At 64.7% G+C, this 9,239-nt stretch carries 10 protein-coding genes; 7 read left to right on the top strand and 3 right to left on the bottom strand.

Annotated elements, in window-relative coordinates:
• From JNK68_10980 to JNK68_10970, 3 genes are all read left to right on the top strand, one after another.
• The coding region (locus tag JNK68_10980) for an FMN-binding glutamate synthase family protein (GenBank protein ID MBL8540883.1) at positions 1–235 on the top strand (235 nt) is incomplete at its 5' end.
• Positions 236–444: 209 nt separating this feature from the next.
• Positions 445–687 (top strand): hypothetical protein, encoded by a 243-nt coding sequence (locus JNK68_10975; GenBank protein MBL8540882.1) that lies wholly within the window; start codon positions 445–447, stop codon positions 685–687.
• Between the two features lie 301 nt (positions 688–988).
• On the top strand, positions 989–1,279 hold the full coding sequence (locus JNK68_10970; GenBank protein MBL8540881.1) for a hypothetical protein: 291 nt from the start codon (positions 989–991) through the stop codon (positions 1,277–1,279).
• A gap of 43 nt (positions 1,280–1,322) precedes the next feature.
• Here JNK68_10970 and JNK68_10965 read toward each other — a convergent pair whose 3' ends face one another.
• From JNK68_10965 to JNK68_10955, 3 genes are read right to left on the bottom strand one after another with little or no spacing between them, the layout of a single operon-like run.
• Positions 1,323–3,749, bottom strand: a complete 2,427-nt coding sequence (locus JNK68_10965) for a hypothetical protein (protein ID MBL8540880.1) — start codon at positions 3,747–3,749, stop codon at positions 1,323–1,325.
• Positions 3,750–3,787: 38 nt separating this feature from the next.
• A complete protein-coding gene (locus JNK68_10960; GenBank protein ID MBL8540879.1) occupies positions 3,788–4,852 on the bottom strand; it encodes a hypothetical protein in 1,065 nt (354 codons plus the stop codon).
• Positions 4,853–4,855: 3 nt separating this feature from the next.
• Positions 4,856–5,752 carry a hypothetical protein gene (locus JNK68_10955; protein ID MBL8540878.1) on the bottom strand — a complete coding sequence of 299 codons (897 nt, stop codon included), beginning with the start codon at positions 5,750–5,752 and terminating at the stop codon, positions 4,856–4,858.
• Between the two features lie 54 nt (positions 5,753–5,806).
• Here JNK68_10955 and JNK68_10950 point away from each other — a divergent pair, with 54 nt between their 5' ends.
• From JNK68_10950 to JNK68_10935, 4 genes are all read left to right on the top strand, one after another.
• On the top strand, positions 5,807–5,953 hold the full coding sequence (locus JNK68_10950; GenBank protein ID MBL8540877.1) for a hypothetical protein: 147 nt from the start codon (positions 5,807–5,809) through the stop codon (positions 5,951–5,953).
• Positions 5,954–6,619: 666 nt separating this feature from the next.
• Entirely contained in the window at positions 6,620–6,895 is a 276-nt protein-coding gene (locus JNK68_10945) for an SEC-C domain-containing protein (protein ID MBL8540876.1), read from the top strand.
• A 5-nt stretch (positions 6,896–6,900) separates the two neighbouring features.
• Positions 6,901–8,958, top strand: coding sequence for a tetratricopeptide repeat protein (locus tag JNK68_10940; protein ID MBL8540875.1), 2,058 nt, complete (start codon positions 6,901–6,903; stop codon positions 8,956–8,958).
• A 33-nt stretch (positions 8,959–8,991) separates the two neighbouring features.
• Positions 8,992–9,239: helix-turn-helix transcriptional regulator (locus tag JNK68_10935; GenBank protein MBL8540874.1), on the top strand; the 248-nt coding region annotated here is incomplete at its 3' end.

Raw genomic sequence — 9,239 nt, 5'->3', positions numbered from 1 at the left:
CACCCAGGACGAGGTTCTCGAGCAGCGGCTGGAGCCGGCCGTCGGCGCGAAGCACGTCAGGAACTACCTGAAGACGCTCAACATGGAACTCACCACCATCGCGCGCGCGTGCGGCAAGCAGAACGTGCATCACCTGGAGCGCGAGGACCTCGTCGCGCTGACGGTCGAAGCCGCGGCCATGGCGCGGGTGCCGCTTGCAGGCACGGACTGGATTCCGGGGTGGGAGGGGCAGTGAGGTGTCGTAGGCCCGATTCGACCTGACGGAGGTTGTCAGATGGGTTCGACCCCACCTCTGCTGGGCGACTGCATTGACCCATCAGCGACATCCGCGGTTCTGAACTCGTTGCCTCCAAGCGGCCGGTCGGATCCGTGCGGAGGCCCCCGAAGGAGGCCCCGCTGCAGTAACACACCAGTAAGTGGGACTCAGGGCGATTGAGGCGCGGCGTGCGGCTTGACACCGTGCGGGCTCACCACCTCGGGAGCCCATCGTGCGAGCCATCGGGCGATGGCGCCCCGGTCAACTACGAGCGCCACCGCACCGAGCAGACCACGCTGTACCGTCTGGTGCAGCAGCACGCGGCCAGCTTCATCACCCACACCGAAGCCAGCACGGGCGCAGAACTGCCCCGGTTCAAGGACGAGTTCGACGCCTTCCTGGAGTGCGGCATCTGGCGCACGGTTACCTGAGGCGCTGCGGTGAATGCGGTCACGACAAGCTGCTGGCCTTCAGTTGCAGGCGCCGGGGTTCTGCCCCTCACGCGGCGCCCGCCGGATGTCGCAGACTGCGGCGCACCTGGTCGACCATGTCATTCCGCACAGTGCCCGTGCGCCAGTTGGGTTTTGTCGCTGCCGATCGCGCTGCGGCTGTTGCTGGCCGCGCAGCCCGAGCTTGTCACCCCGGTGCTGCAGGTGGTGCAGCGCGTGGTCACGCGCCACCTGCTGGACCGCGCCGGGCTCAGCCTAGGACGGCCACCGCGGCGCCGTCACGATGATCCAGCGCTTCGGCTCGGCGGGCCAACTTGAACGTCCACCACACTGCCTCGTGCTGGAAGGGGTGTACCGGAGCCGCGGCGATAGCGTGCCGAGCTTTGTCGAGGTGAATGTGCTGCAGACCCTCACCAGCCGTCTGATGAAGCTCCTTACGCGCCGGGGCGTGCCGGTGGAAGACATGGGCCAGAGCTACCTGGCCGAGCCGATGCCGGCGGGGCCGAGGCGCGCTCGCTGGGCCGCTGCAGGCGGCGGCCATCGCACTATACGATCTGGTGCGCGTAGCGCCTAGCTGTAGGGTCCCGGACGATACCTGCTCCAATGCAGACGCCCGATCACTGGTACTCGTCCGGCGTTCCGGTCGAAATTCTGACTTCGACCGACGACGGATCGGACATTTTGTCGAACGCCTTACTCTTGAGCCGCGCATCCTGCTTCTGGCTTTCCACGAGAGCTTCCCGCAGCTGCGATGCGACTTCCGCATCCTTTAGCGTCATTTCGTCCGCTGCCATCGTCGACGCCTGCAAGACCTCGAGATGGGTACCATCGGTCGGCATGACGTCGTTCCAGACCGCAATCGTGTCGTATTTCTCCCGGAAACCGCCGTTCGCCTGCGGGTCCATGATTTCCGTTTCGTCGCCGAATCGGTCCTTGCGGTATTGCTTCAAGTCCGCTTCGATGGCGTCGAATCTCGCCTCGGTGGCTGCGTCCAGGGCGCGCGTCGTGCGACCGTGGATCCAACGCAGCGCGAGGCGTTCCATGCCGACGCGCACTGGTAGATACACGCGAGCCCAGCTCGCATTGATGAAATCCGACGGGTCGCGTGTTGGGTCGCGCAGCGGGCTGTCCGCCCACCAACCCGGATATGGGACATAGCTCGCCCGCTCCAACTCGAATATTTTTTGCCACAGGTCGATTTCCCACGCCTCGTCGCGAACGTTCGGCGGGAACAGCGACTTCATGAGCTGACCCACCATCTCCACGACGGGATTCAAGTTGCGCAGCATGACCGCCTCCCAATCGGCGGCGGCCTTGCGGGCTGCTGCGCGCAGCTCCTCGCACTTCGTCTCCCACTCGCGCAGTGCGGTGGAATACTCGACCTCTTGCGTCGTCGCGGTATTGGCCGGCAGGTTCGTCTGCACGAGCTTTGTGAAGCGGACGTTGATCTGAAACTGCATTCGGCGATGCGGCAACTGGTTTTCGACGCCCGCGCCGACGTGAACGACGACACGGAGCGCCGATCCTGAGCCGGTACCGATGCTGCTAGGGACGACCAAAGGTAGTCCCACGACATAGGCGTCGTAGTTCTGTATCGGACGCGGGCCCAGCTTGATCACGTCGATCCCCGCGACGCTGCCGTCCCACTCCCAGCCCTCATCGAATGCCACCTCGACGTCGACGTCGGTCCGGATGCTTCCGGCGCCGTCTCCCGTTCCGACGTCCGTGATTGGCGATGCAAACCACTTTTCCAAGAGCGTCGTGGTTACGCCCTGAGGGCCAAAGGCCTTGAATTCGGGTTTCTTCGGAAGGGAAAGCTCGGCGTCGCTGAGGATTTGGGCTTTTCCCGCGAGGATCTGTTTGAAGAATCCGGCCGCCGGATCCTTCACGCTGGGCATCCATCCAAGGCGTAAGCCGTAGCGCTCGTGCCGCATCTCGACGAACTGGAGGATCTTGAAGTAGTGCAGCGCGATCGGTGAAAAAGCGTTCGGATTGCGAATGACGCGCCTCGTCGTAGTCTCGAAGCCTCGTTCGGCGGCAACCCTGAAGGTGATCTTGTGCGCGGTGCGGTACTTAGCAGCAACCTTGGCCGACGCGGTCTGGCTGTCCTTCGTCGAGCGTCGCCTCGTTTCCTGATCGGCATCGGTGACATTCTTCGAGTACCCGAAGCTGTGGTTGGTATTGAAGCTGCCGTAAGCCACGTCGCTGATGACCGGAGACGAGTACGATCCGACCTTTCCGACGTTGAAGTTCCAAGTATCGGTAATCGCCTTCTGACGCTCGAAGCCCTCCTGCAGCTCCGTGCTCAACGTGCTCGAGAGCTCGAGGTCGAACTCGGTTTCCAGCTCGTTTTGCTCTTCGAAGGTCGTCTGACGCTTGGTGAATGTCTTCTGCTCGAGCGTGACTTCTTCGCCGCCGGCGATACTGAGGGCGTAGACATGCTCCCCTATGCGGAATCCCTTCGGCCGGATGCGAGTACGGTCGAGAAAAAAGTACGCGATGTCGGATTGCACGAGCCCGATGAGGAATTGGATCATCTCGTCGACCGTGGGCGGCGGCCGAGACGGCGGCAAGAACGCGCGATATTCGGACTCGTTACGAAACGACGAGCGGGCTTGCTCGATCTTCACGCGCACCGCTTCGGCCAGAACCTTGTCGCTCGTCGACTCGGGATTGCCGACCATCTTGAGCAGCACGGCGGCCTCTTCGAGCGCGCCGGCCGTCGAACGACTTCTCCTGCGATAGACGTCATCGCCCGGTTCCGGCGGGCGCGGCGGGCTGTCGAATGCGAGCCCATTGATCGCAACGAGCTCGACGAAACCGAGCGCAGGCAGCGCTTTCTTGAGCGCTGCTCCGTCGATGATGCCGTTGTAGGCAAATGCGTTCAGGAGCCCGCGCTTGTACCCAGGGAGAATCGGCGTCACGTCGTCGTCGGCCGTGACGAGCAGCGGCATCACGTAGTTGCAATAGACGAAACGGTCGGCGTCCGCGGTCGTCGTTTCGAGGAACTTCTCGTCGAGTTTTGCGATGACGGCTTTTTGCATGGCTGGCTACCTCTTTCTTTTCTTGGGGACCTGACGACTCACTCCACGGCGTCGACGACGGCGGAGGCGAGCTTTGCAGCGTCGGCATCTCGCAATGGCGACAGCAGGAGTCGAAAGTTCGGCTCCTTGTTCGCCAGATTGCGAAGCTGATCCAGAACTTTTTGAGGCGTGTCGGGGGGCACGACTCCGATGCGCACGCAGTTTCTCCAACTGAACTTGAGCTTTCCTTCGCCTGGGCCGGGAGCCGTGCTGAATTTCCCGACGCCCGGTATCTCAACGCCCAGCTCCGAGATTCGTTCTGCGTCGATCGATCCTTGTCCAAGGTACTCGCCGTACTTCGGGATTCCCTCGTCGGGCAGGGCAGGATCGATGTTGATGACGCTCTTGTGCGACAGAAGATGGTGCGCGTTTCCCGCCGACTTCTGGTTTCCGGTGCCGAGGATCCACATTCCCTTTTTCGGGTCCTTTGGATCGCGGAACACCACGAACAACTTGTCGCCCACCTCGCCGCCGCCCGTCTTCGCGCGCGTGTACGCGCGGTCGATCATGAAGATCTCGGGGTTCCATCGATGGGAATCCGGCGCCTGCTTTACGATGTCGCGCATTCGGTCGAGCTCGACCTTCGCTTCGGCCGTGAGCATGCTCGGATCGAACATGCGGCGGATGCCACCGATCTCATGGATCAGGCCTTTGACTTGGAATTCGATGCCCATGCGGGTCTTCACCGACTTCGCGATGTAGCTCGCCTTCTTGCGCAATTGCGCCCACTCGTGCTCCTTCAGGTCGTCGACGAGACGGCGCGCGTACTCGTTGACGTGACGCAAAGCACCGGTCAGTGCCGAGCGGATCGACTTCTCCAGCGCTTTGATGTCGGCGCCGATCAGCGATCGCAGCCAGGGGCTCAGGGCTTTGAGGCGCCCCTGCATCAGCCGCTCGAGCTGCTCGCCAAAGCGCGGCGATACTTTCTTCCACTTCCATCCGTCGAGCAGCGTCGACACGTAGCTCACTTTCTTCACGCGCTTTCCGGCGATCTTCGCCTGCGTCTCCACTGCGTAGATCACACGTCGCTCGCCCCTCCACAGCTGGCGGATTTCGGAAGCCATGTGCTAGATCGGACTGGGGAGCCAATCGCCGAGGCGCAACGCGACGGAAAACACCGTGTCCACGTCGGCCTGGCCATGACGGAACGCGAGGTTGTATCCCAGCACCGCCGGCTCGCAAACGGCCGTCAGAAGCACCGGGACGAATTTGTCCTCGTCGGCGACTTCGGCAGCGTCCCACGCGCGATACGCCTCGACGATGTCCGGAATCGACAGCGCTGCGAAAAAGACCGACGGCGGGTCGTAAATGATCCCAAAGACCTGCGTGAGGATCTCGACGACGAATGCCGCTTTTGCCTGTGCCAGGTCGTCGTCGGGCAACTCGGGTGGCTTCGGCGGTGTGATCCCGGCCCAGATGTCCTTCCTAGCGCGGCGTATCCAATCGTTGAGTTGCCTGTGTTCTGCCGCCGCCTTGGCGAGCGGATCGTTGCCGTAGAGCTGTATGGCGGTCGCCGCGGTGCCTACGATGATCGCGCCCGGATCCTCAAGGGAGTTTGCCGTGACGACGAGCAACTGATCGATGAACTCGTCGAAGATACCGCCCCACTCGGCGAGCGCCGCGTCGTGACCTCTGTCGATTCCCAGATGTGCAGCTTTGAGCGCGAGCGCGCGGTAGTCGTCGTTGCAATAGAGCCGAACGAGATTGAGTGTGGTAAGCGACGACTCGATGGTGAGCGCGGCACCGACGAACTTGTGCAGGAGAACCGCGATTCTGTCGTCGTCATCGACACGAATGTCTTCGAGCAGCCGCCGAGGGTCTTCGAACCGGCCGAGACCGGTGGCCGGGCGTGGCACACACGTTTGCTTGGCCTCATCCCATTCCACCGCCGCGGTGACCGGGTTCGGTGCAGTCGACGCCGTCGGCGCGCCAAGAGCCGTCGGATCGGTCGACGCGTAGTCCATGGGCGACGCGCGGTCAGTTGTTATGAAAAACTTGCGTTCAGCGAGATATTATCCGTGGAAGCGCTAACGGTCAATTTTGCGAGCTGTTCTGCGTTCGACGTCGCCATGGTCTGGGTCGCCATGGCGCCGGTCATCGTGTTGCCCGTCAACTTCGGAGTCGCGCCCGTACGGGGCAGCCGCGATTGCGGCGGCGGCTTGTGACGGCCGTGTCCATTGCGCGTCGGCGGCGCACGTGCACGTCAAGCCGCGCACGCGCACGTTCATGAGCTCGACGTTGTCGCCGATCGGGTAGTCGGATCGAAGGTGTGGTCCTGCGCATCACCGCGCTGCCACGTCTCGTTGAACTTGATCGGTCTGATCTCGCCGTTGTCGTCTCTCACGCGCGCGACGAGCGTGAATGCCCCGTCGTTCCGGCTGGGCAGTTCGCGACGCTGACCGTGCCCGTGACGCGCGCAAGGTTGTTCCGCTGCTGGTACTCGGTTAGCTTGCGGTGGGACGGGCCGCAGCCGACGGGGGTGGCGTCGCAGCTGCGCAAGCCGATGGCGCAATACCTGTCGAAGCCAAGCAGCCGGCCCCGCTGGCGCTCGCAGCAGATGGTTAAGGGATGCAGCCGACCCGGGCGGCGACGCCGCGCAAAGTCAGGCCGTCGGGCGCCGCGGTGTGCAGGCACTACGGCCTGCTGGCAACCCGTCGCGAACGTGGCCAGGTTGGATGCCGGAAAGCTGCCTGTGACCAGTAACGGCTGATGGTCCGCTCGCGGTCTGTCATCCACTCATTGGCAAGGTGATCTATCTCGCCATCAACCTGCTGCCAGGATCGCGCTAATCCCTCCAGCCCGAAGCGGCTCCTCGTGGCATGATTCGGCCGGTGAAACCCGGCCGCGACGATCCCTGCCCCTGCGGCAGCGGCAGGAAGTTCAAGCACTGTCACGGTGCTACCGCCGCGCTGCCCCACGTCTCAGGACCCGATGCCGCCACTGCGCTCGCGATTGCGGCGGCGGGTCTTCGCGCAGGGCGTCTCGATGCTGCCCGGCCCGGCTCGATCGCCTGCTCCGCACCGATCCCCGCAATCCCGACGCGCTGCTGCTGCGCGCGGGGGTTGCGTTCCGACAGCGGGACTACCAGCTCGCCATCGCGCAGCTGATCCGTTTGCTCGAGATCCGTCCGAGCTTCGCCCAGGCGCACTTCAATATCGCGCTTTGCCTGGACGCGCAAGGCCGGAAGGTCGAAGCCGAAGCGCGCTATCGCGAGGCGATCCGACTCGATCCGACTTTCACCGATGCCGCAACCAATCTCGGCAACTTGCTGCGGGGATCGGGGCGGCTCCAGGAGGCCGAGGCGTTGCATCGCTCCGTGGTCGACCGCGCGCTGCGCTCGGCCCCGGTCTGGCTGAATCTGGCGGTCTCCCTGAAGGAGCTCGGACGCCTCGCGGACGCGCAGGCAGCGTGCCGCGAAGCGCTGCGGCTCGATCCGGGTTTCGCCAATGCGCGCAACAATCTCGGCAATGTGCTGCTGGCGCGCGGAGACTCGATGTCGCCATCCGCGCTTTCGAGACCGCGCTGCGGTTGCGTCCCGGGGACGCCGATGTCGAATGCATCTGGCTCTCGCGCTCAAGCTGACCGGACGCGTGGCCGATGCGGTTGCCGTCGCTCTCGCGGCATTCCGCCGCGGCGGGAACAGCCGGGCCGCCCCCATGCTCGCGGACTGTCTGCGCGTCGCCCGGTTCGAGGCGACGACACCGGAGCTGGAAGCGAGTCTCGCGTCGCTGCTCGACGTGCCCGCGATCGATCCGGCCGATCTCGTGCCCGCCATCGTCAGCGCGCTGCGCGTCAATGCCGTGCTGGCGCCGCTGCTAACCGAAGCGGGCGACGATTTCGCCGGCAGAATGCGGGTCGCGCTGGGGGTGTTCGATCATCCGCTGCTCTTGCGACTGATGACGCTCACGGTGGTCTACGATGCAGCCTTCGAGCGCTTCTTCACTCGAGCGCGCGCGGCGCTGCTTTTCGACGGTGCGCTACGGCGCGAGGTGTCTTGCGCCTTTCTTACGGCGCTCGCGCACCAGTGTTTCCTCGTCGAGTACGTCTACGCCGAATCGGCGGCGGAGGCGCCGGCGGTCGAAGCGCTCGCCCAGGAGATGGCAGGGGGCAGGTGTCGGCCGATGCGGTGGCCATGCTTGCGTGCTACCGGCCGCTCGGACGCGAGCCGGTCGCCGAGACGCTGTGCGGTCGGACGCAGCTCGCGGGAATCGCGTCCGTCATTGCGCATCAGGTGACCGAGCCGGCCGAAGAGGCGGCTCTCGCCGCGGCGCTGCCGTCGCTCGCGCCGATCGAGGATGGCGTGTCACGGCAGGTTCGCACGCAATACGAGGAGAACCCCTACCCGCGCTGGCGCAAAGCGGGGCTGCCTGAGCCACTGCCGTTCGGTCGCGCGGTCCGCCAGCTCTTTCCCGGCACCGCCTTCGATGCGGCGGTCGAGATCGCTGCGCCGCGGATCCTCGTCGCGGGGTGCGGCACCGGCAAGCACGCGCTGCTCACCGCTTGCCGTTATGCCAACTCGCGCGTGACTGCAGTGGATCTTTCCCGCGCCAGCCTCGCCTACGGCGCGCGCCAGGCACGCAGCTTGAGCATCCGCAACATCCAGTTCGTGCAGGGCGATATCCTCGACCTCGGCTGCCTCGAATCCGGGTTCGATCTCGTCGAGAGCTTCGGGGTGCTGCATCACCTGCGCGACCCGATGGCGGGCTGGCGCGTGCTCGCCGACCTGGTGAAGCCGGGCGGGCTGATGATGATCGGCCTCTACAGCGAGCGTGCGCGCTGGCCCGTGGTCGAGGCGCGGCGCATCATTGCCGAGCGCGGATACCCGCCGACGCTGGCCGGCATCCGGCAGTTCCGCGCCGACTTGCGCGCCTGCGGCGATGCAAGGCTGCGGCAGGCACTTGAGCAGAGCGTCGACTTCTACAGTGCCAGCGGTTGTCGTGACCTGCTCTTCCACGTGCAGGAGCATCGATACACCGCGCCCCTCATCGAGGCGTCAGTGTGCACGGCCTCGGTCGGGAATTCATCGGCTTCGAGCTGCACGACGCCACGGTGCGCGCCCGCTACAGCGAACGCTTTGCGGACGATCCGGACGCAGCGTCGCTCGCGAACTGGGACGCGTTCGAGCACGAGCATCCGGACACCTTCGCGGAGTCCTACAAGTTCTGGCTGAGAAGGCCGTCCGCGGGAATAGAATAATGGCACCATGAACGCACCCGTGCCGCCTGCCGAGCCGGAGCCTGTCACCGCGGAGGGGAGCGACCGCTCGCTCTACCGCCATCTGGGCGGGACGATCCGGGAGCTGCGGCAGAAGGACCATCTGACCATCGCCGATGTCGCGGCGCAGGTCGGCATCAGTCGCGGCATGCTGTCGAAGATCGAGAACGGTCAGACCGCGACCAGTCTCGATACGCTCTCACGCATTGCCCGTGCGTTGGGCGTGTCGCTCGCCCA

The sequence above is a fragment of the Betaproteobacteria bacterium genome (assembly GCA_016791345.1).
GTDB lineage: Bacteria > Pseudomonadota > Gammaproteobacteria > Burkholderiales > JAEUMW01 > JAEUMW01.
This window is presented reverse-complemented; position numbering and strand designations above follow the sequence as displayed.

Excerpts from the sequence above, each read along its gene's own strand:
- JNK68_10960 (MBL8540879.1), bottom strand. The coding sequence starts at position 4,852 with ATGGCTTCCGAAATCCGCCAGCTGTGGAGGGGCGAGCGACGTGTGATC.
- JNK68_10970 (MBL8540881.1), top strand. The coding sequence starts at position 989 with ATGATCCAGCGCTTCGGCTCGGCGGGCCAACTTGAACGTCCACCACAC.
- JNK68_10955 (MBL8540878.1), bottom strand. The coding sequence starts at position 5,752 with ATGGACTACGCGTCGACCGATCCGACGGCTCTTGGCGCGCCGACGGCG.
- JNK68_10965 (MBL8540880.1), bottom strand. The coding sequence starts at position 3,749 with ATGCAAAAAGCCGTCATCGCAAAACTCGACGAGAAGTTCCTCGAAACG.